The 21041-nt window shown below is 28.8% G+C and carries 22 protein-coding genes and 1 riboswitch; of the genes, 14 read left to right on the top strand and 8 right to left on the bottom strand.

Annotated elements, in window-relative coordinates:
- Positions 1 to 44: 44 nt before the first annotated feature.
- Complete coding sequence (locus tag B3603_RS00525) at positions 45 to 1736, bottom strand: glutamine--tRNA ligase/YqeY domain fusion protein (protein ID WP_291559507.1); 1692 nt, start codon at positions 1734 to 1736, stop codon at positions 45 to 47.
- A 1202-nt stretch (positions 1737 to 2938) separates the two neighbouring features.
- A riboswitch (purine riboswitch) is annotated at positions 2939 to 3040 on the top strand.
- Positions 3041 to 3071: 31 nt separating this feature from the next.
- On the opposite strand from B3603_RS00525, the gene ade reads away from it, so the two are divergent.
- A complete protein-coding gene (gene ade / locus B3603_RS00520) occupies positions 3072 to 4808 on the top strand; it encodes an adenine deaminase (RefSeq protein ID WP_291559505.1) in 1737 nt (578 codons plus the stop codon).
- A 54-nt stretch (positions 4809 to 4862) separates the two neighbouring features.
- On the opposite strand, the gene B3603_RS00515 is transcribed toward ade, so the two are convergent.
- The 5 genes from B3603_RS00515 to B3603_RS00495 all read right to left on the bottom strand — a co-directional run bounded on the left by B3603_RS00515 (position 4863) and on the right by B3603_RS00495 (position 9578).
- Complete coding sequence (locus B3603_RS00515) at positions 4863 to 6089, bottom strand: NAD(P)/FAD-dependent oxidoreductase (RefSeq protein WP_291559503.1); 1227 nt, start codon at positions 6087 to 6089, stop codon at positions 4863 to 4865.
- Positions 6089 to 6538: a 4Fe-4S dicluster domain-containing protein gene (locus B3603_RS00510; protein WP_291559501.1), complete on the bottom strand. Its 450-nt coding sequence runs from the start codon at positions 6536 to 6538 to the stop codon at positions 6089 to 6091. Before B3603_RS00510 ends, B3603_RS00515 begins: the two co-directional genes overlap by 1 nt.
- A 16-nt stretch (positions 6539 to 6554) precedes the next feature.
- Positions 6555 to 8438, bottom strand: a complete 1884-nt coding sequence (cooS, locus tag B3603_RS00505; protein ID WP_291559499.1) for an anaerobic carbon-monoxide dehydrogenase catalytic subunit — start codon at positions 8436 to 8438, stop codon at positions 6555 to 6557.
- 321 nt (positions 8439 to 8759) lie between these two features.
- On the bottom strand, positions 8760 to 9164 hold the full coding sequence (locus tag B3603_RS00500) for an RrF2 family transcriptional regulator (RefSeq protein ID WP_291559497.1): 405 nt from the start codon (positions 9162 to 9164) through the stop codon (positions 8760 to 8762).
- Between the two features lie 135 nt (positions 9165 to 9299).
- Positions 9300 to 9578 (bottom strand): DUF1294 domain-containing protein, encoded by a 279-nt coding sequence (locus B3603_RS00495; protein ID WP_291559495.1) that lies wholly within the window; start codon positions 9576 to 9578, stop codon positions 9300 to 9302.
- 349 nt (positions 9579 to 9927) lie between these two features.
- Here B3603_RS00495 and B3603_RS00490 point away from each other — a divergent pair, with 349 nt between their 5' ends.
- The 11 genes from B3603_RS00490 to B3603_RS00440 all read left to right on the top strand — a co-directional run bounded on the left by B3603_RS00490 (position 9928) and on the right by B3603_RS00440 (position 17941).
- Positions 9928 to 10431, top strand: a complete 504-nt coding sequence (locus tag B3603_RS00490; RefSeq protein WP_291559493.1) for a YbjQ family protein — start codon at positions 9928 to 9930, stop codon at positions 10429 to 10431.
- 721 nt (positions 10432 to 11152) lie between these two features.
- Positions 11153 to 11701 (top strand): tryptophan transporter, encoded by a 549-nt coding sequence (locus tag B3603_RS00485; RefSeq protein ID WP_291559492.1) that lies wholly within the window; start codon positions 11153 to 11155, stop codon positions 11699 to 11701.
- 37 nt (positions 11702 to 11738) lie between these two features.
- A complete protein-coding gene (trpS, locus tag B3603_RS00480; RefSeq protein ID WP_291559490.1) occupies positions 11739 to 12764 on the top strand; it encodes a tryptophan--tRNA ligase in 1026 nt (341 codons plus the stop codon).
- Positions 12765 to 13002: 238 nt separating this feature from the next.
- Positions 13003 to 13617: a TetR/AcrR family transcriptional regulator gene (locus tag B3603_RS00475; RefSeq protein WP_291559488.1), complete on the top strand. Its 615-nt coding sequence runs from the start codon at positions 13003 to 13005 to the stop codon at positions 13615 to 13617.
- A gap of 14 nt (positions 13618 to 13631) precedes the next feature.
- Positions 13632 to 14108: a flavodoxin domain-containing protein gene (locus tag B3603_RS00470; protein WP_291559485.1), complete on the top strand. Its 477-nt coding sequence runs from the start codon at positions 13632 to 13634 to the stop codon at positions 14106 to 14108.
- Between the two features lie 18 nt (positions 14109 to 14126).
- A complete protein-coding gene (locus tag B3603_RS00465; RefSeq protein WP_291559483.1) occupies positions 14127 to 14675 on the top strand; it encodes a flavodoxin family protein in 549 nt (182 codons plus the stop codon).
- Positions 14676 to 14677: 2 nt separating this feature from the next.
- Entirely contained in the window at positions 14678 to 15343 is a 666-nt protein-coding gene (locus B3603_RS00460) for a flavodoxin family protein (protein WP_291559481.1), read from the top strand.
- Between the two features lie 192 nt (positions 15344 to 15535).
- Positions 15536 to 15922, top strand: a complete 387-nt coding sequence (locus B3603_RS00455) for an FMN-binding protein (protein WP_291559479.1) — start codon at positions 15536 to 15538, stop codon at positions 15920 to 15922.
- A gap of 222 nt (positions 15923 to 16144) precedes the next feature.
- A complete protein-coding gene (locus B3603_RS00450) occupies positions 16145 to 16303 on the top strand; it encodes a hypothetical protein (protein WP_291559477.1) in 159 nt (52 codons plus the stop codon).
- Positions 16290 to 16607, top strand: coding sequence for a GyrI-like domain-containing protein (locus B3603_RS00445; RefSeq protein WP_291559475.1), 318 nt, complete (start codon positions 16290 to 16292; stop codon positions 16605 to 16607). The genes B3603_RS00450 and B3603_RS00445 overlap by 14 nt, the downstream gene beginning before the upstream one ends.
- A gap of 446 nt (positions 16608 to 17053) precedes the next feature.
- Positions 17054 to 17941: a metallophosphoesterase gene (locus tag B3603_RS00440; RefSeq protein ID WP_291559473.1), complete on the top strand. Its 888-nt coding sequence runs from the start codon at positions 17054 to 17056 to the stop codon at positions 17939 to 17941.
- A gap of 126 nt (positions 17942 to 18067) precedes the next feature.
- Here B3603_RS00440 and B3603_RS00435 read toward each other — a convergent pair whose 3' ends face one another.
- Positions 18068 to 18661 carry a TetR/AcrR family transcriptional regulator gene (locus tag B3603_RS00435; protein WP_291559471.1) on the bottom strand — a complete coding sequence of 198 codons (594 nt, stop codon included), beginning with the start codon at positions 18659 to 18661 and terminating at the stop codon, positions 18068 to 18070.
- A 145-nt stretch (positions 18662 to 18806) separates the two neighbouring features.
- Between B3603_RS00435 and B3603_RS00430 the strand changes: the two genes are divergently transcribed.
- Entirely contained in the window at positions 18807 to 19382 is a 576-nt protein-coding gene (locus B3603_RS00430; protein ID WP_291559469.1) for an NAD(P)H-dependent oxidoreductase, read from the top strand.
- The gene (locus B3603_RS00425; protein WP_291559467.1) at positions 19382 to 20065 is read left to right on the top strand and encodes a flavodoxin; all 684 of its coding nucleotides are present in this window, start codon (positions 19382 to 19384) and stop codon (positions 20063 to 20065) included. Before B3603_RS00430 ends, B3603_RS00425 begins: the two co-directional genes overlap by 1 nt.
- A gap of 242 nt (positions 20066 to 20307) precedes the next feature.
- On the opposite strand, the gene yeiL is transcribed toward B3603_RS00425, so the two are convergent.
- The gene (gene yeiL, locus B3603_RS00420) at positions 20308 to 21000 is read right to left on the bottom strand and encodes a transcriptional regulator YeiL (RefSeq protein WP_291559465.1); all 693 of its coding nucleotides are present in this window, start codon (positions 20998 to 21000) and stop codon (positions 20308 to 20310) included.
- Positions 21001 to 21041 lie beyond the last annotated feature (41 nt).

The raw sequence follows: 21041 nt of genomic DNA, 5'->3' as shown, positions 1-21041 counted from the left end.
CTCTATCTAGATATAATAGTAAATAATTAGTCAAATAGTTTAAGTTATTTCTTATTCCAAGAATCTTTTAGTGATACTATTCTATTAAATACTAGGTTTTTATCAGAAGTATATTTTTTATCTACACAAAAGTATCCATGTCTAATAAATTGATATTTACTTTCTATAGGTGCATCTTTTAAAGAAGGCTCTAATATACAATTTTTAAGTTTTATTAGGGAAGTTGGATTTATTCTTTCCTCCCAAGGTTTTGAGTTGTCCTTTAATAATTCTTCATCAGAAATCAATTTATCATAAAGATGTACCTCTGCCTTAATTCCATGATTAGCTGATACCCAGTGAATTGTTCCTTTAACCTTTCTACCAGTAAATCCAGAACCACTTTTAGTTTCAGGATCATAGCTGCAAAGTAGTTCTGTTATTTCGCCAGTAGATGGGTCTTTAACTATATCTTCACATTTTATAAAATAGGCTCCTTTTAATCGTACTTCTTTCCCAGGAGATAATCTGCGGAATCCCTTAATTGGATTTTCCATAAAATCCTCTCTTTCAATATATAAAGTCTTTGAGAAAGCCAATAATCTAGTTCCTAGCGATGGATTTTCACTATTATTTTCAATTTCTAAATATTCTACTTTATTTTCATCATAGTTAGTTATAGTAACTTTTAGTGGATTTAAAACTCCCATAACAGAATTTACCTTAGATTTTAAATCTTGACGTAAAGTGTGCTCTAGCAAAGAGATATCAATAGTACTTTGATTTCTAAATACACCTATTTGTAATAGAAAATCTTTTATACTTTCAGGTGTAATTCCTCTGCGACGTAATCCTTTAAGGGTAGGTAATCTTGGATCATCCCATCCATCCACATAACCACCAAATACCAGTTCTCTTAAATATCTTTTGCTAGTTAGGACTCCAGTTAAATTTAATCTTCCGAACTCTCTTTGTTTTGGAGGTTCTTTAATATCAAGCTCTTTTAAGAACCATTCATATAAGGGCCTATGATCCTTAAATTCAATGGAACAAAGTGAGTGAGTGATACCTTCTATGGCATCTTGTAATGGATGAGCAAAATCATACATAGGATAGATGCACCATTTATCGCCAGTTCTGTAGTGATGAGCAAAGTTTATTCTATATATTATAGGATCTCTAAGATTTATATTTGGTGAAGACATATCTATTTTAGCTCTTAAAACCTTTGAAGCAGTGGGAAATTCACCATTTTTCATCCTTTCAAATAAATCAAGGTTTTCTTCTATAGTCCTATTTCTATAAGGACTATTTTTCCCAGCTGTAGTTAGCGTACCCCTATATTCTCGTATTTCTTCTGGGGTTAAATCACAAACATATGCCTTTCCACACTTTATTAGTTTAAGGGCAAATTCATATATCATATCTGAATAGTCAGAACCATAATAAATTCTATCTTCAGGATCAAAGCCAATCCATTTCATATCTTCAATAATAGAATCTACATATTCAATATTTTCTTTTACTGGATTAGTATCGTCAAAACGTAAGTTGAATTTTCCACCATATTTAGTAGCAATATCATAACTAACACTAATAGCATAAGCACTGCCAATGTGAAGGTAGCCATTTGGCTCTGGTGGAAAACGGGTACAGATATCTCTGCTAAAGCTCTTATTTTTAATATCTTCCTCCACAACTTTATCTATAAAATTTTGAACAATTATATTTTCATTTTTATTTGCTGAGTGACACATTTTAAATCCTCCCTTTTATAAAAAATAATGGTAATAAAATTAAATAAGGTACATGAAAATAAATAACAAGTCAAAGATGAGACGACTATTTTGCGTCAGACAAGAAAGCAGGTTCCGGTGCTAGTAGAGCTATCAGCGGGTTCTGCTGACGCAGTATGACACAAAATAGTCTATCATACTGACTTGTTTATTTTTTGAATGTGCCTAATAAAAAACTCTCACCTCCAAGACTTATTAGTCTTGGGGACGAGAGCTATTATCTTCGTGGTGCCACCCCAATTTATTAATATGTTACCATACTAACCTTATCAGGTACGGTAGTGATTAAAATGATTTTAAGTTAAAATAAAATTAAACTACTTATACCTTAGCTCTGTAACAGGAGCTCCTGTCATAGCCTCCCCATTAAAGTAAATTTTACATTACTAAAGGATCGGTATGAAGCTCAGAGGCTTGTTTCGATAGGGCATCTGAAAGAAAATAATGGATTAAAGATGTTTTTCTATTTTGTATCAGGCAAGGAAGCAGGTTCCACTCATAGTTGTTACTATGTGGGGGTTCTGCTGACGCAGTATGATGCAAAATAGGGGAACATACTGATTCATTATTTTCTTTCAGATGCCTAAACTTTTCTTTGCCTTTTTTCAGCTGCCAAGGCTCTCTGTAAAAGAAATAATTTATCTACTCTTCTCATCATCGCTTTATTATAGTATGTATTTTTTAACATATTCTATACTATTCAAAGTAATCTGTCAATGATACAAGGTTACACAATTGAGAATTGAAAATTGACAATGGACAATTATGGACACTTCTCTTTTGGAGAGAAGTTTTAAATTGATATATTTTTGAAGTAATATAGCAACCTCTTATGGAAATCAAATTATACTATCAATTCTATAAAGGCTAGAAATTGAGAATTGAAAATTGACAATGGACAACTGAGGATACCTCTCTTTTGGAGAGAAGTTTTAAATTGATATACTTTTGAAGTAATGTAGCAACCTCTTATAGAAATCAAATTATACTATCAATTCTATAAAGGTTAGAAATTGAGAATTGAAAATTGGCAATGGACAATTGAGGATACTTCTCTTTTGGAGAGAAGCTTTAAATTGATGTTTTTTTTAAGTGATATACTAATTTTTTATAGAAAATTTATTAAAGAAAATAATCTTTTGACAAAGGTATAGGATTTAAATATAATAAGTAGCAATAACCTTTGTATAAGCCCGATAATAAGGTTTGGGTGTTTCTACTATACTACCGTAAATAGTATAACTATGAAGAAGTAATCCACGAAGGTTAAATATTTTTAAAGGGTGGATTGTTTTAATGAACAAGAGAATTTTTAAAGAACAAATTAGAGCGGCAGCAAAACATGAAACATGTGATTTAGTTATTAGGAACGTAAATATTATAGATGTATTTCAAAATGATATATTTATTAGCGATGTAGCTATAAAAAATGGATATATAGTGGGGTTAGGAAATTATGATGGCCAAACTATTGTAGATGGTACTAATAAATATATATGTCCAGGACTTATTGATGCACATGCTCATATAGAGTCTTCTTTAACAACTCCAAAGGAATATTATAAAGCAGCACTTATTCATGGAATAACTTCAATAGTTACAGATCCTCATGAAATAGCAAATGTTTTAGGGAGTGAAGGAATAGAACTTATGATGAAATTAAGTGAGAACCTTCCTTTAGATTTCTATTTTATGCTTCCATCCTGCGTACCAGCTACTAGCTTTGAAAGCTCTGGAGCAAATTTGGACAGTGAAGATTTAAAGCCATTTTATAATAATGACAGAGTACTAGGTCTAGCTGAAGTTATGAATTCTCCAGCAGTATTAAATTGTGATGAAAATATGATTAATAAAATATGGGATGCAAAAGAAAAAGGGTTAGTTATAGATGGGCATGGTGCAGGATTTGATGAAACTATGATTAATGTCTATACAACTTCTAATATTACAACAGATCATGAATGTCATAATGGGGAAGAGGTTATAGATAGATTAAGAAGAGGTATGTATGTACTTATAAGAGAGGGGACTGTAGCAAAAAATCTTAAAGAACTGATTAAGGTTACTAGTATAGCAAATTCAAGAAGAATTTGTTTTTGTACAGATGATAAACATATAGATGATTTAATAGAGAATGGTAGTGTAGATCATTCAATTAAAATGGCTGTTAAACATGGATTAAAAGCTGAAACAGCAATACAAATGTCTACCTTAAATACAGCAGAATGCTACAACTTAAAACATAAAGGTGCTATTGCTCCAGGATTTATAGCAGACTTTATAATATTAGATGATTTGGAGAACTTTAAAATAAATTCTGTCTATAAAAATGGACAGTTGGTAGTAAAGAATAATAAATTAATAAATGAAGTAAAAAAAGATGAATATACATACGATATTAAAAATAGTATCAATATTCCTAAACTTACTGAAAAAAGTTTTGAAATTGATTTAATAGATAAAAGTAAATTAAATGTTATTGAACTTATACCAAATAAATTAGAAAGCAATCATTTAAATGTAAATGTCGATGAATTAAGTAATAAAGAAAAGTTTATTGCTGATATAGAAAAAGATCTAATTAAAATAGCAGTTATAGAAAGACATAAGGGAAATGGAAATATCGGATTAGGCATTATTAAAGGCTTGAATATTAAAGAAGGGGCTATAGCTACTACTATAGCACATGATTCTCATAATATGATTGTTAGTGGATGCAATGATGAAGACATGATTTTTGCTGCAAATGAGCTTCAGAAAATAGGTGGAGGTATAATAGTAGTTAAAAATAAGCGAGTTCTTGCATCAATCCAACTTGAAATTGCAGGTCTTATAACCAACAGGAATTTAAATGAAGTAACTTCAGACTTACATAACCTACATGAAGCTATAAATGAAATATCGCCAAATATAAAATTTAATCCATTTCTAACACTATCTTTCTTATCATTACCAGTAATACCAGCTCTAAAGATAACAGATAAGGGTTTATTTGATGTTACTGAATTTAAGTTTATAGAAGTAGCTGAATAGTTTATATTAAAAAAAGCTTCCCATAAAACATGGGAAGCTTCTAAGCTTTAAAGCTTAGTTATATTGAAATTCGCCTTTAGGAGTGATGTTGAAGAAGTCTACATATCCTATATTGAATATGTTTTTATTAATATTTTTTATGTTAATTTTGTCGATTATTAACTTTGTGTATACTCCTGTATATGCGATATCTCCTTGGAATATAGCGCCATATATAATGCCATCTTTTTCTATTATCTTTTTATAAACTTTTCCATCATCATATATATGAACATTAAAGCTATCATCTGGTGGATTAGGTATGCCTAGAGATACTGTATCAATTCCAAAGAAGTTCATAGAGTTTTTAGATCCAAAAAGATCTTCTATTTCTTTTTCTCTGTTTGCCATATTGTGTGCTGCAACTATTCCTTGTTTTACAGCTAAAGGCCATATGCCTGGCTTTCCTGCACAGACATCACCAGCAGCATAAATATGGGCTTCTTTAGTTTCACATTTAGAATTTACGATAATTCCTCTGTCAAATTCAATATTAGTGTTACTAATAAAGTCTGCATTTGCTTTAACTCCTGCTGCAACTATTGCCATATCAGCATCTATCACAGTACCATCATCTAATAACAATCCTTTAAAATTACCATTTTCATTTAATAAAGCACTTTTAGCAAGGTGACCAGTGAATATTCTTGCACCTCTTTTTTGTAATTCATATTCGTAAGCTTTTGCAGTTTTTTCATCTAATTGAAGTGGTAGGATGTTTTTACCCATTTCAATTATGTATACTCTAATTCCTCTTTCTAATAATTCAGTTGCCATATCAATTCCTATTAACCCACCACCTATAACTACAGCAGATTGACAGTTGTGAGAGGCTTTATCAATAGCCAAGGAATCCTCTAAATTTCTTAAAGTAAATACATTTTTAGCTTCTCTTAGATTTTCTACAGGAGGAATAACTGCAGAAGAACCTGTGGATATTAAGAGTTTATCATATTCAATTAAAGAGTTATTATCAAGGATTACTTGTGATTTTTTAGGGTCAATATTAGATACAGAAACTCCTTTTATCCAATGGATATTATTCTTTTCAAAAAAATCTTTTTCAATAAAAGAAAGACTTTCTATATCTCTTTTTTTACTTACATAGAGGTGAAGCATACATCTAGAATATACATTTTCATCCTTAGAAATAATAGTAATATCACCTGTTTTATCTAAGCTGCGTAAAGTTCTTGCAGCATTAATACCAGCAGCACTGGCACCTAATATTACATACTTCATTAGTTATTCACCTCCACTAGATATATTGCCTCAGTAGGACAACTTTCTACGCAGCGAGGAGTTCCTCTATCTTTGCACATATCACATTTAACTATAATTTTTTTAGTATTCTTATCAGGTTTTAGAACCCCGTATGGACATGACATAACACACATAAAACAAGAAGCACATCTATTTTCATCATAGTTTACTATGCCTAAATTTTCATCTTTAGTCATAGCACCACTCATACAAGTAAATACGCATTCAGGTTCATTACAGTGACGACATATAATAGGTGCAGGACTTAAAGTTTCATCAAGTTCTATATGATTTTTACTTTCATTAGATGTATCTTCTAAATCTAAATCATAAATAGATTTTCCCTTTTCATTATGTTCTGACATACATCCTAAAACGCATCCAAGACAAGCCATACATTTATCTTTGTCTATCATTATCCTTTTCAATTTTATGGCCCCCTTTTTAAATATTAAGTGCACTTCTTTTATTAAGTATTATTTCTTCAAGTTTATCAGCTGTGCTTAATACATCATCGTCTAGTATAAGTCTTCCACCAGTTAATCCAACTAAAATTTCAGTTAAAACTTTTGTAACTGTTTTACTACCTGTAATAAAAGGTGGTTTTGCTAAATGAAGAGGAAGTCCTAAGGCAAGTCCAAAAGCACCATCTGCTAAAGCTTGTTCTTCTAACCATTGTGGTGCAGATAGAACTAATGGTAGATCAGGCAAGTCAACATTAAGTAATTTTGCAAGTTCAGTAGCCACTGCTTCAAGTCTTCCAATAGCAAGACATGGACCAAAGTTTAATACTGGTGGGATTCCTAAACTTTCACATACTTCTCTTAAGTTTTCTCCTGCAAATTTTGCAGCTTCTGGAGACATTAAACCTACATTTTCAAGTCCGCCACTTGAGCATCCAGCAGAAAGAACTAAGATATCTCTCTTTATCAATTCTTTTGTAAGTTCTACAGTAAATACATCATGGCCCCCAGATACAAGATTTGAACATCCAACAACTCCTGCTACACCTTTTATTTTTCCTTGAGCGATTAATTTTAATAGTGGTTCAAAAGTTCCACCCAAGAAATTCTTAAGAGATGTTTCACTAATTCCAGTTAAAGTGCTGTCATTTCCATGGTTCTTTGGTAAGTTAATCTCAACATTACCTCTTCTTTTATTATGACTATTTATTGCTTCATCAATAATATGATTAGTTATTTTTTCTTTTTCTCTGTAAGAATAATTAATATACTCTGCATTTTGTTTTTTAGCTACATCATCAATGCAGATCATTTTTACCATTAACTCATCAGTAATTGGTTCTATTCCAGGGAAAGTACAGTTAAATTCTGATATAATTAAATCAATAGCACCAGTAGAAATCAATGCTTCACTGGTAAAGTTATTTCCTGAATGACCAGCAAATATTTCTTTATAGTGTTCACCTCTTAATTGTAAATCTTGGCCAACACAGGTTGAACCTACTAATTTAAATCCTTTAGCCCCAACTTCTAGAGCTCTTTCTATAATTTCAGGATCAGAAAGTCTATCCTGCAAATCTGCTATAAATGAATGTTGGTGGCCAGTAATCATAATATTTATGTAATCAGCGTCTACTACTTTAAAACCTACACTTGCAGATCTTATCTGTGGTTCACCAAGCATTATATCATTTAATAAATTAGTTAAAACTAAACCATAAAGACCAGTAGAAATACCTAAGCTAAGAGAATGTAAAAGCATATTTACTGGATCGCTATTTAGATTAGTAGATGTTTTTACAATCGCATCAAAGACTTCAGATTTTGCTCCTCCAGGAAGAATAGATAGGTCTTGCCATTTCTTAAATCTAGGTTCATAAGCTAGTTTTTTAACTAGTTCCATTTTTTCAGATCTAGGTTTATAAAGGTCATTAAGAACTTTTTCTGCTAACAATATAGCTTTTTCATGATCATCTTTTCCTTCTATTTCAAACAATTGGCAAAGGTGATTTAATGTGGCTGCACCTTTAATAACACCTTTATTTTTACCTGTTTCTTTTAGGTTCCGAGCAGTATTTTCAACTATGTGTAAATAACAGGCACTTCCAGATGCTACAGCTCTTAAGAAATTTCTTGCAACTATAGTATCCGCTGTTGCACCACATACACCTTTTGGAGCATTAGGGGTTATACGACAAGGTCCATTAGCACAAAGTTTACAACATACACCTTGTAGTCCAAAACCACATTTCACACCTTGCCTTTCCATCCTATGGTGAGCAGTATCAAATTTAAGTTCTGCAATAAAATTTTCTAATACTTTATCCGCAGAATTACAAGTAGATTTTTTTTCATTGATAGACATGTTAAACCCTCCCTATTATAGATGCATTACCTTAAAACTTAATGTCTAAGTATTTTAATTTATAACTTAAAGTAATGAAAATTTGACAATGGACAGAGAATTCGCCATAAATGTCCATTGTTAACGATTAACTATCAATTTCAACTAATGTAAATTGAAATAATTTAAAGACACGTTTCTATGAATCTATATATTAAAAGTCATAAATGTATATGTATGAATGTACACCAAATAGATAAACATATACCAAAAAGGTATAATATACTTCGTAAAAGTTAGGGGATTACCCCTAAACTATTTTTTGCACATCTAAAATTTATGTTATTTTATAATTTCTTTAAAATTGATTTTAGATAATTCTTCTACCAATTTTTTTTGAACAGTAAATAATGCACTATGAATAGCACATTTATTTGGTCCACGAAGATTACATTTCTCCGGTTCATATAAACAACGGTTTAAATATATAGGCCCTTCTATGGCTTCTATAACATCTTTTAGAGATATTTCTTCTGGGTTTTTATTTAAAGCATATCCGCCATTTATACCCATATAGGATTCTACTAGTTTTGCATCTCTTAGTTTTCGTAGAAGCTTTAATAGAAATCGTAAAGGTATATTTTCTTTCTCAGATATGGTATTAGCGCTTACAATAGTACCTTTTTCTAATTTGGATAAATAAAGTATTACTCTTAAAGCATAGTCTGTTTCTTGCGTTAGTCCCATAATCTTCTCCTTTATTAAAGTTATACCAAACTGGTCTATTTTTAATATATTCTATATTTTGTGAAAAGTCAATATGAATCATTAAAAATGATTATTTAATATTAAATGTAGTATAATCTAATTTATATTTTTAAATTAAAATTTTATGAGATTAGGAATGTCTTTTAAAAAGTACATTATAATTACCACTTGTAATATCAGTATTGTTGGTAAACCAAATTTAAAATACCAATGCTTGGTTTTGTGTCTAAAAATATTCATTCCTAATAAACATCCTAGAGATCCGCCTAATAAGGCTATTAAAAATATGGTTTTTTCAGAAATTCTCCATTTATGTTTTTTAGCCTTCCTTTTATCTAAAAACATTATATAAAATCCTATTATATTAATAATTACTAAATAAGGTAAAATCAAAATTCCATCTCCTTTTATAATACAAATTAATAATACAAGTATAGCATAAAAATTATTTAGAGCTTAAAAAACAAAGGATGATTATAAAATATTTTTATGAATTCAACACTAAATCTATTTATTGTTACAATAAAACTTAAAATATGAAAAGAACTAAAAAATAAAAGTAATTGTATAAATTATTTCTATAAATGGTAAAGTTTGTTGAGATAATTAAATAAAATAAATATAATTAGTATAGTAAGAGTATTATTTAATTTTTTTATAAAATAGGGCATATTCCACATAAATAATAATTGTTTATAATTTTAACTCTAAATAAGGGGCGAAAATATAGGAGGATATTTATATGATATGTGCAAAATGTGGGGAAAAGTTAACAGAAGAGATGATAAATTCAGGTCTATGCTATCAGTGTGGACAATATATATGCATCCAGAAAGAAACTGAAATATTTAACGAAAAATTAAAGGAAGAAAAATTACAGAAGAAAAAATTACAAGAAAAAGTATTGAAAGAACAAATAGAAAACTTTCTTATGACTACTGGATACAATTTTGAGGAATACAAAATTATAAAATACAACAAAGTTATTTGTGCAGAAACTGTTATAGGCACTGGTTTCTTTAGTGAATTTTCTGCAAGTCTTTCTGATTTTTTTGGAGTTGAAGATGAAGGATTTGCTTCTAAGTTGGATGAAGCAAGAAGTAGTGCAACCTATAAATTAATTCGTAAGGCTATTAATGTAAATGCTAATGCCATTTTAGGACTTGATTTTGATTACGCACTATTTAGTAAAAATATTATTGCTGTAATTGTAAATGGTACAGCAGTAACTGTTGAAAAGTTATAGAAATATCTATATTAAAGAATGTTTCATTTCAAAATTATTTTTCATAAAAAGTTATAATTAAAATTTCAAAATATGAATAATAGAAAGAAATATTAAAAATAAGTTGACATTTTAAAAAATAATGAATATGATATTATTAAATAGAATAAATTTTAATCCAGTGAAGAGGGAGAGTAATTAAATTTAGGTTCGTTAAAGAGAGCTGGGGATGGTGGAATCCTAGCATGAAAGAGTTTAATGAATGGGCCTCAGAGGAATAAAGGGAAATCTTTTTAGATAGTACCAGTTATCGTAGGCTGCACGTTATAGCAGATAGAGTATGTTAGTACTTGAAGTTGAGAGGCGTATAGTATATGTATAAACTTTTAGTACTTAAGGTATTATAGATTTGTAACTTATACTTTTTTTATTGTATAAAGTTTATAAATCTATTGATTCTTAAGTAAATGAAAAATAAGCTTATTAAGGTAGTTATACATATATTGCAATTTAGGTGGTATCGCGGATAATATCTCCGTCCTATTGATTTAGGGCGGAGTTTTTTTATTTATAAAGAAGAGGGTAGAGAGTAAAGTATTTTAGGGGGGGAGTAGTATGGTGTGAAAGTGTATTTTAAAGAAATATATAAATAATAAAAAATTAAATGGATTTAGGTATATGAAAAAATACACTATCATATCAACTAGTTATTTTTTCAATATGCCTCAGGAGGAGTGAGAATATGAATATAAAGAAATTAACAATTAACGCATTACTTTTAGCTGTAGGTGCACTATTACATCAAATTACCCCTGCATTAGGATTACCAATGCAACCAGATTTTGCTTTAGCAATGTTATTTATAATAATCATATTAAACAAGGATGATTATAAAGCTTCTTTAGTAGCAGGTATAGTAACAGGAGTATTTACTGCTATGACCACAAAGTTTCCAGGAGGTCAAATACCAAATATATTAGATAAGTTGATAACAGTAAATTTTGTATATATATTAATCTTTGTAATTTGTAAATTTAAATCTTTCAAGAAATTAAGTGAAGAAAAACAAAATTATATAATAGCTTTAGTAATATTACCTATAGGAACCTTAATTAGCGGAATAATATTTTTATTATCAGCGCAAATAATAGTAGGGTTACCGGCAAAATTTACAACATTATTATTAACAGTAGTACTACCAGCTACAGTGATAAATTTAATAGCTGGTATGTTCTTATATAAAGTGGTGAACTTATCTTTAATCAGAGCTTCTTATTCAGTAAAAAGATAGTGTTGCTTTAGTAAAATCTTAGATTAGAGGTGTTTTTATGAAAAAAGATATAATCTTAACTGGTGACAGACCAACAGGGAATTTACATTTAGGACATTATGTAGGTTCTTTAAGAAGTAGAGTTCAATTACAGAATACAGGAGATTATGAAACATTTTTATTAATTGCAGATCAGCAAGCACTTACTGATAATGCAAGAAATCCAGAGAAAATAAGAAATAATTTAATAGAAGTAGCTTTAGATTATTTGGCTGTTGGTATAGAACCAAGAAAATCTATAATTTGCGTTCAATCACAGATATCAGAACTGCATGAGCTGACAATGTACTACTTAAATTTAGTAACAGTGTCCAGATTACAGCGTAATCCAACAGTTAAAGAAGAAATTAAACTGAGAAATTTTGAAAATAGTATACCAGCAGGTTTCTTAACCTATCCAGTAAGTCAAGCAGCTGATATTACAGCATTTAAAGCCAATATTGTTCCAGTAGGAGAAGATCAATTACCTATGATTGAACAAACTCGAGAAATTGTAAGAGCTTTTAACTCTATATATGGAGAAGTTTTAGTTGAGCCTGAAGCATTACTACCGAATGAAAATAGTTCCTGTAGATTACCCGGAATAGATGGAAAATCTAAAATGAGTAAATCTTTAGGAAATGCAATATACCTATCAGATGATGCTGACACTATAAAGAAAAAAGTAATGAGTATGTTTACTGATCCTAAACATTTAAGAGTTGAAGACCCAGGAGAAGTGGAGAATAATCCGGTATTTATATATTTAGATACTTTCTGCAAAGATAGTTATGCTTTAGAAGAGATGAAGGAACACTATAAGCGAGGTGGACTTGGGGATGTAAAAATAAAGAAATATTTAAATGAAATTCTACAAGCTGAGATATCACCTATAAGGAAAAGGAGAGAAGAATTCCAGAAAGATATTCCGAGTATATATAAAGTGCTATACGAGGGAAGTGAAAAAGCTAGAGAGGTAGTAGCTAGAACACTAAAAGAAGTTCGTGAAGCAATTGGTATAGAATATTTTAATGGAAAAGTTTAATTAATAAATTTTAATAAATAAAAACACAGTTGTNNACAACTGTGTTTTTATTTATTATGATAATAATTTTTCTCTTATTTATATTTTGGTGAGATGATAATTAGATTTTTGTCATTATCCAAAGTTTAAATATTATAAAAATTATATTTACCTACAAAGAAAATAATGGTAAAATAATATTGAACAGTGTTTAATATTATTACAATGTTCAATATTATCTATTCTATTGGAGGAAAAAATGGGAACTACAGAAAGAAGACAACTTGAAAGAGAGCTTATAAAGAAGAAGATATTAGAGGCTGCGAGCGATATATTAGCTAAAGAAGGATATGAAAATTTATCTATACGGAAAATTGCTAAGAGAATAGAGTATTCACCAGGCATTATTTATCATTATTTTAAGGATAAAGATGAAATAGTAACTTTGATTGTGGAGGAAGGATACGGAAAGATATTAAAGACAATAAGCAAAATTCCTGTAGATATTGAAAATCTAGATAAATCAATAGTAAATGGCTTAAAAGCGTATATTGAGCTTATGCTTGAAGCACCAGAGCAGTTTAGAGCAATTGTGATGAACGATATTGAAGGTATACAGGATAAAGTCAATATACTAGATGAAGGTATTTCAAAGGAGAGAAAGAGTATAGAATCTATGTGTAAGTTAGTTTCATTAGGTATTGAAAAGGGCCTATTTAGAGAAATGGATGTTGAACTTACTGCACAGATTATATGGACATCTACCTATGGGCTTCTTTCTAGATTAATTTTAGAAAAAAACATTTCTAAGAAGCAAAAAGATAGACTTATAGATCATCATTTTCAAATTCTTATCAATGGATTATTAAAATAAAGGGAGATTACAAAATGAAAACACTTATTATTTATGGATCTAAGCATGGATGTACAGAAAAATGTACTATGATTTTAAAGGATAAGCTTAAAGGAGAGGTTACAGCTATAAATATAAGAAATCAAGATATACCTAATATAGAGTTTTTTCATAATATCATTATTGGTGGTTCAATTTATATAGGTAAAATTCAAAGTGAAATAAGAAACTTTTGCTTTGAAAATATTAATATCTTAAAAAATAAAAAAATTGGATTTTTTATATGTTGTATGAACAGAGATAATGAAGAGATGCAATTAAATAGTTCTTTTCCAGAAGAATTGTTAACTCATGCATCGGCAATAGGATATTTTGGAGGAGAATTTATATTTAAAAATATGAATGTTCTGGAAAGATTCATAGTAAAGAAGGTAGCTAAAACTAACAAAGATATATCAACTATTTCGGAAGAAAACATAAATAAATTTGCAAAGTTAATAAATAATGCTTAGCTTAGGGAGGAGTAGAGTTTGAGGGTAGTAATACTTGATGGATTTGAAGAAGAAAATCTTATAGGTGATATACTTAAAAAGATGCTTGAAGGAAAAGGTAAGGAATTTTCATATTTTAAGCTTAAAGATATGAATATATTGCCCTGTAGAAGTTGTGGAGCTTGTTCACATAAAAGTCCAGGTAAGTGTGTTTTTGAAGATGACATGCCTAGCATAATTAAAGCTTTTGCGAAAAGTGATGTAATGATAATGCTTACCCCTATAAGGTTTGGAGGATATTCCTCACAGTTGAAAAAAGCTCTTGATAAATTCATGGCAGTAGGTCTCCCACTCTATATGGTTAAGGATGGTCATATGCTTCATCCGATGCGATATGATAGTAAATTGATAATTGGAATAGGGATAGCTTCAAAGTATGTGAGAGGTGCAGAGGATAATTTTAGAACCTTAGTAGAAAGAAATGGATTAAATATGCAGTGCACACAGAAAAATCTTATATTTAAATCATCAGATGATATAAGAAAAATAAAGCATGAAATAGAGGATGTCCTTAGAGGGGAGGTTTAAATATGGAGAGAAAAAGAGTTCTTATATTAAATGGAAGTCCTAGAAAGAAAGGAACTTCCTATAGCTTTGGACGTACAATAAAAAAGCTTATAGAAGAAGAAGGTAGTACTGCTGAAATTATACACATTATTGATTATCTTGACAAAAATAATAATGATTTAAAAAGTATTATTTTACAAAGCGATATCATAACTTTCATATCCCCTCTGTATGTAGATACGCTTCCTTATCCTGCCATTTGGTTCTTTGAAAAACTCACCGTTGAATTTGCAGATGAACTTCAAGGGAAGAGTTGTTTTGCAATAGCTCAATGTGGATTTCCAGATATAATCCTTTGTGAGCCTCTTCTAGAATCTTGTAGGTATTTTGCAGAGGAGACAGGAATGAAATGGATGGGAGGCTTAGCTTATGGAGGAGGCGCAATAATAAATGGAGAATTGCTAGAGAATTTAGGGAGGAAGGGAAAGAAAATTACCACAGCTTTTAAACTTGCACTGAAAGATGTTTTTTATGGGGAAACAATATCTTCTGAACCTCAAAAACTTCTAACAGTAAAAATTCCTAAATTTTTTTATCCACCATTGGTAGCTTTTTTAAACTATAATTCAAGAAAAACTGCAAGAAAGTATGGGGTTACAGACCTTAGTAAAAGAACCTATCTTGAATAAAAATAAATTTTTGTATTAGTCATATAAATTGAAATAACTGGTTAAAGCTGTTTAGAATATCTTTCATGAGATAAGGACATTGATTTTGCTAACATTATGGAGTTCAGTGAACATAGTTTCTAAACATATTAACTAGTTATTTTTATATACCTTATATAATATTTAGATAAAATTATTAAGGAGAGAAGTAAAATGAAGAAATCTATAAAAATTCTTATTAGTATAGTAATTATAATCTTTATAGTTGCAACCGCTGGATTTTTCTATATAAAATCTATTGAACTACCAAATATTGAAATTAAAAATATTAATATTAAAGATATTAATGATGGTTCTTATATTGGAGAATATGAAGCTGGACCAGTAAAAGCTGTTGTAAAAGTCGAGGTAATAGGTAATAAGATTAAGGATATAAAAATTGAAAAACATGAATGTGGACTAGGGAAAAAAGCGGAAAAAATAACAGATGAAATTGAAAGCTTGCAGACACTGCAAGTTGATGAAGTTAGTGGTGCCACGCTAAGCAGTAAAGTAATTTTAAAGGCAGTTGAGATTGCTCTTGAAAAGGGAAAAGAATAAATAACAGAGATATAAACTCATTAATCTTAGTAAGGTGCTTATTATAAAATATTTTGGTAAGAATAGAGAGAGTAAACTTGGGAGTGTAGAATATAGGTTGTTGAAATAAGAAAATAAATATTTCCTATAAAAGTTTTTGAATATGACAGACAGCTGTCAACTTTAAAATGATAAGATTAACTAAAGTATCTTAAAAATTTAATGATGTTAGGAGCGACGAAGATGAATTATGAAATAGTTAATATACAAGAAAAGATTGTAGCTGGAATAGGAGTAGAAACTACCAATAAAAATATGAAAGCTATGACAGATATTGGTATGCTATGGGGAAAATTTATAGGAGAAAAAAATAATAGATTCTATTCCAATGAGGGTAAATGAAAAAGCTATAGGCTTATATACAGAATATGAAGGTGACTATACAAAACCATATAAATTTTATTGTGCTGTTGAAATAAGTGGTGTTATAGAAGAGAAGGATGATATTGTTACTAAAGTAATACCATCAGGTAAATATGCAAAGTTCACAGTAAAAGGTCATATGCAAAAGGCAGTAGGAGAAGCTTGGGGAAAGATTTGGAACATGGATTTAGATAGAAAATATAATTGTGATTTTGAAGTTTACCATAATGATAGTGAAGACATAAATAACCAAACTATTGATATTTACATTTCTTTAAATTAGATTTAAGGTGTATAAAAATAAATTTAATATCAAAAACTAAAAAAGATTTCCATTTTATATGGGAATCTTTTTTTTAAAACAATAATTATATAATTTATAGTTTATTTTAATAACTATAAAAAATTGCAATCTAACCAGTTAGTGATAGCTATAGAATTTAGTCTCTTTTTGTTAATAATCATATGAATATTTAATGGAGGATGGAAAGAGTGAGAAAAACCAACCTTAAATGAATTTAAGAATGATCCTAAAATATTTAATATAGACAGAACATTTTAAAGTTATTAAAAGAGAATTTATTGTTTAAAAAATTTTCAATTTTAAAGATTTAGTAGCAGAAGCCAATTATGTTTTATGCTACTATTTTTATAAAGAAATTTAAATATTAAATAACAGAGAAAATACTTTTTCATATTATGTACTAACCAATAGTTTTGAGGTTAGATATGTTTGAAAAAGATATTTTAAAAGACATTTTAAATAAAGCTCCAGAGATAGAGGTTGATGATAAATCAAAAGTAGTGTTTATAAGTGATTGTCATAGAGGGGATGGCACTTGGAAAGATGCGTTACTTCCTAATAGAAATATATATATGGCTGCACTTAGTTACTATTACAACAATGGTTTTACTCAAATTGAAATTGGTGATGGAGATGAACTTTGGAAGGTGCCTAAAATTGTTAATATATATGAAGTCCATCAGGATATTTTTGAGATGTTACTAAAGTTTAAAAATGATAATAGATTTTATATGATTTTTGGAAATCATGATGCAGTAAAAAATACTAAAAAGTTTAAGAAAGATATTGAAAAGTTAAGGTTTGATTTGGAGAAAAGAACATTATACAATTTATTTCATAATACACCTATATATGATGGATTGACCTTGCTTTATAGGCCGACTAATAGGAGGGTGTTTGTGGTACATGGGCATCAAGTAGATTTTATGAATTATAATTTAAGCTTTGTAACTGGATTTTTGGTTAGATATGTTTGGTCATTTCTTGAACAAGTCTTTGGATTTAAGAACCTTACAAGCCCAGCTAAAAATAATTCTAAAAGAACAAAAGTCGATAAAAAATTGGAACAATGGGCTAAAAATAATAATCAGCCTATTATAGCAGGACATACGCATCGTTCAAGATTACCAGAGGAAAAGAAAAGCATTTATTTTAATGATGGCTGCTGTGTTCATCCTTATTCCATGAGTTCTATAGAACTAGAAAATGGTAAGCTCACTTTAGTTAAATGGAGTGTTATATCTCTTGAAAGCGGTATATTGTCAGTAAAAAGACAAGTAATTGGTGGACCAGTAGCTCTTAAGAATATTTAATTAGATCTATATCCAAATGATATATTCACCTTTCTTTAAAATCTCTATTAAATATATTTCAATAAAAATTCACCATAAATTATATAAATTCTACTAGAGATTTATATAATTTATGGTTTAGTCTGTTTACATTTTTAGATTTTCATCAATCATTTTATGAACTAATTCTAAATAATCTCCTTTACAATCAAGAGCTTTATTAGCAATTAACACAGCTATACCGTGAACTAAACTCCACATAGTTAAAATATTTAAAGTATACATGTCTTTATCTAAATTCATTGAGGAAAGATAAAATTCAGCACTTTCCTTAAAAACATTAAATGGACTATTTATATGGCATAAAAATTTATTATCTTCAACAACAATGGGAGAAGTATGTTCCGTAAGAAAAAGAAATTTTAAGTACTCAGGGTTTTCAACCATAAATTTTACATAGCACTTTCCCATTTCAATAATTTGAGCTCTTGGATCATCAGAACAATTTATAGTTGCCGTCATAAGTGAAGATTTAAAGCTTTCTATAACTTTAAGAGCAATTTCATTAATAAGTGTATCTTTGTCTTTGAAATGCTTATAAGGTGCTGTATGGCTTACTCCACACATACTAGCAACTTTTCTCAATGAAAAACCTTCAAAGCCTTCTTTATTTAGAAGTAATAGTCCTTTATTTATCATGTCTTCTTTTAAAGTACCATGATGATATTTTTCTTTAGTCAATTTTATGCACCCTTCCAAATTGAATTTAATATAAAAATTGTATCATAGTATGTTGACAATGTAAACTTACATAATGTATAATTTTGGCATGAAGTTTACAGTGTAAACTTTTTAAGTTTTATGATAATTTTGATAGGGGGCTATTATGAGAATATTGATTATAAGTGATGATTCTAACAAAGAAGATATTGGTTCTAATTTACAAAAAAAATTAGTTTATGAACTTCAAGAAAGAAATTATAATTGTAAGAATTATAATATAGAAAATTCCCAGTTAACTCACTGTATAGGTTGTTTTAAATGTTGGCTTAATACACCAGGAATATGTATATATGATGACTTAGCCAGGGAAATTAATAATAGTGTTGTATGGAGTGACATATGTATATTACTTACTCCAGTAAAGTATGGTTGTTATAGTCCAGCTATAAAGAGGGTATTAGATAGAAGTATAGGTAATATTCTCCCTTTTTTTAAAATGATAAATGGTGAAATGCATCATGCTCCACGTTATGATAAATATCCACAGCTAGTTATGATAGGTTATGGAGAGGAAATAACAAGCCAAGAAGAAAAAACCTTTCAAGATTTAAATAAGGCAAATGCAATAAATTTTCAAAAAAGCATGGCAAAGACATATATATGTAAAAATATGAAATATATAGATAAAATTATTAATGATTTTATCAAATTCCTTGAAAATATAGGTGGTGATAAATAATGAAAAAAGTATATCTTATCAATGGAAGTCCAAGAGGTAAAAATAGTGCATCCCAGTATTTTATTAATGAAGTATGTAAATTACTAGATAAAGAGAAAGTTGAGATAAAGAAAATAAGTATAATAGACTTTAGAAAAAGTATAGATAAAGAAGAGATATATACAGAAGCAATTAATTCAGATAATATAATTTTTACTTTTCCTCTATATGTAGATTCTTTACCTTCAACAGTAATAGAATTTTTAGTTGGATTTGAAAACTTTATTAAAAATAAAGAAAGCTTTATGGATGAAAGAAGACTACCAAGAGTGTATGCTATAGTCAATTGTGGCTTTTTTGAAGGTGAACAAAATAGATATGCTATTCAAATTATAAAAAATTTTTGTGATAAAGTACATTTTATATGGAGATTTGGGGTAGGTATAGGAGCTGGTGAGTTCATGCGAGAAACACAAAATAATATTCCTCTAAATAGAAATCCGAAGGAGAAGATTTATAAAGCACTTCAAGATATGAAAGAGGATATAGAAAACAATGTGGAAGTGTCTAAAAGTAATATATTTGAATCTCCTCAATTCCCTAAATTTTTATTCAAGTTTATGGGAAATAGAGGTTGGATAAAGATGGGTAAATTAAATAAGATCACTAAAAAAGAACTTTATACAAAACCTTATGCCAAATAAAATAGTGCATTAGAAATAGTATAACTTAAATTGGCTGGTATATAATTGTGTACTAGTGATAATGATAATTAGATTAGCTAATTTATTTTTAGAACAAATAATTACTCAGCTTTTTAATTATGAATTCAATAGTTTTAATTATAATACTACAAAGTACTGATTATCTTCTATATATTAATTTTAGAACTGATTAGTTTATATTATACATTAGCCGCAGTCTTTAAAACTGCGGACTTTTTACTTTATTCATATAAATCTCCTGCTAGTCTTTTTAAGGCATCTCTATTTAAAACTATCAATAGATTATTTTGTTTTTTTATAATCTTTTCTTTATAAAACTTATTTATAACCCTAATTAAATGCCTGTAGCTCGTACCTAATATTTCTGCAATCTCTATTAAATTATCTGCTATTATTCCATCTAAGGGATATTCATTTTCTTCAGGAGAAACAGCCAAAATATAACTAGCTAATCTATTTTCTAAAGGGTAAAGAAGATTTATAGAACTTGAAAGAGAAGAACTAGCTAATTTTTCACTAAGACTTTTACACATATATTTTAAGAATATAGGATCATTTAGAGCATATTTTCTTAAATCGTCTAAAGAAATTCCAATACATAAGCATTCCTTAACTACTTGGACATTACAATTATAAATATTGGAGTCTATAAATTCCATATCACCAATTATATCTAATGGATTGTAAAATCGAAGTAAAAGAGATTTACCATTAGCTAGAAGGATATATACTTTAGCCTTACCTTCTACTAAAAAATAAAAATAATTCATTTTTTCATTAGCTTTGCAAATATGTTCATTCTTATTAAAGGAATACAATTTCATATAGTCAAGGGTATTTGATTGAAAAATATTATTAATTCCATACTTTTTTATATAATATTTTAAATTTTCTTCATTATTAATTTGCTCCATAATAATTCCCTCCATCATTAAACCCTTAATTATATAGTATC

Origin of the sequence: Clostridium sp. UBA2485 (genome assembly GCF_002341865.1) — a bacterium.
Classification (GTDB): Bacteria; Bacillota; Clostridia; order Clostridiales; family Clostridiaceae; genus Clostridium_J.
The sequence above is the reverse complement of the archived record's forward strand: the minus strand, read 5'-3'. Positions and strand labels throughout refer to the sequence as shown.

Excerpts from the sequence above, each read along its gene's own strand:
- B3603_RS00500 (WP_291559497.1), bottom strand. The coding sequence starts at position 9,164 with ATGGGACTAACGCAAGAAACAGACTATGCTTTAAGAGTAATACTTTAT.
- B3603_RS00490 (WP_291559493.1), top strand. The coding sequence starts at position 9,928 with ATGATATGTGCAAAATGTGGGGAAAAGTTAACAGAAGAGATGATAAAT.
- B3603_RS00525 (WP_291559507.1), bottom strand. The coding sequence starts at position 1,736 with ATGTGTCACTCAGCAAATAAAAATGAAAATATAATTGTTCAAAATTTT.
- B3603_RS00485 (WP_291559492.1), top strand. The coding sequence starts at position 11,153 with ATGAATATAAAGAAATTAACAATTAACGCATTACTTTTAGCTGTAGGT.
- B3603_RS00445 (WP_291559475.1), top strand. The coding sequence starts at position 16,290 with ATGAGGGTAAATGAAAAAGCTATAGGCTTATATACAGAATATGAAGGT.
- yeiL (WP_291559465.1), bottom strand. The coding sequence starts at position 21,000 with ATGGAGCAAATTAATAATGAAGAAAATTTAAAATATTATATAAAAAAG.
- B3603_RS00425 (WP_291559467.1), top strand. The coding sequence starts at position 19,382 with ATGAAAAAAGTATATCTTATCAATGGAAGTCCAAGAGGTAAAAATAGT.
- B3603_RS00470 (WP_291559485.1), top strand. The coding sequence starts at position 13,632 with ATGAAAACACTTATTATTTATGGATCTAAGCATGGATGTACAGAAAAA.
- B3603_RS00455 (WP_291559479.1), top strand. The coding sequence starts at position 15,536 with ATGAAGAAATCTATAAAAATTCTTATTAGTATAGTAATTATAATCTTT.
- B3603_RS00450 (WP_291559477.1), top strand. The coding sequence starts at position 16,145 with ATGAATTATGAAATAGTTAATATACAAGAAAAGATTGTAGCTGGAATA.
- B3603_RS00515 (WP_291559503.1), bottom strand. The coding sequence starts at position 6,089 with ATGAAGTATGTAATATTAGGTGCCAGTGCTGCTGGTATTAATGCTGCA.
- B3603_RS00440 (WP_291559473.1), top strand. The coding sequence starts at position 17,054 with ATGTTTGAAAAAGATATTTTAAAAGACATTTTAAATAAAGCTCCAGAG.
- B3603_RS00430 (WP_291559469.1), top strand. The coding sequence starts at position 18,807 with ATGAGAATATTGATTATAAGTGATGATTCTAACAAAGAAGATATTGGT.
- B3603_RS00460 (WP_291559481.1), top strand. The coding sequence starts at position 14,678 with ATGGAGAGAAAAAGAGTTCTTATATTAAATGGAAGTCCTAGAAAGAAA.
- B3603_RS00475 (WP_291559488.1), top strand. The coding sequence starts at position 13,003 with ATGGGAACTACAGAAAGAAGACAACTTGAAAGAGAGCTTATAAAGAAG.
- cooS (WP_291559499.1), bottom strand. The coding sequence starts at position 8,438 with ATGTCTATCAATGAAAAAAAATCTACTTGTAATTCTGCGGATAAAGTA.
- trpS (WP_291559490.1), top strand. The coding sequence starts at position 11,739 with ATGAAAAAAGATATAATCTTAACTGGTGACAGACCAACAGGGAATTTA.
- ade (WP_291559505.1), top strand. The coding sequence starts at position 3,072 with ATGAACAAGAGAATTTTTAAAGAACAAATTAGAGCGGCAGCAAAACAT.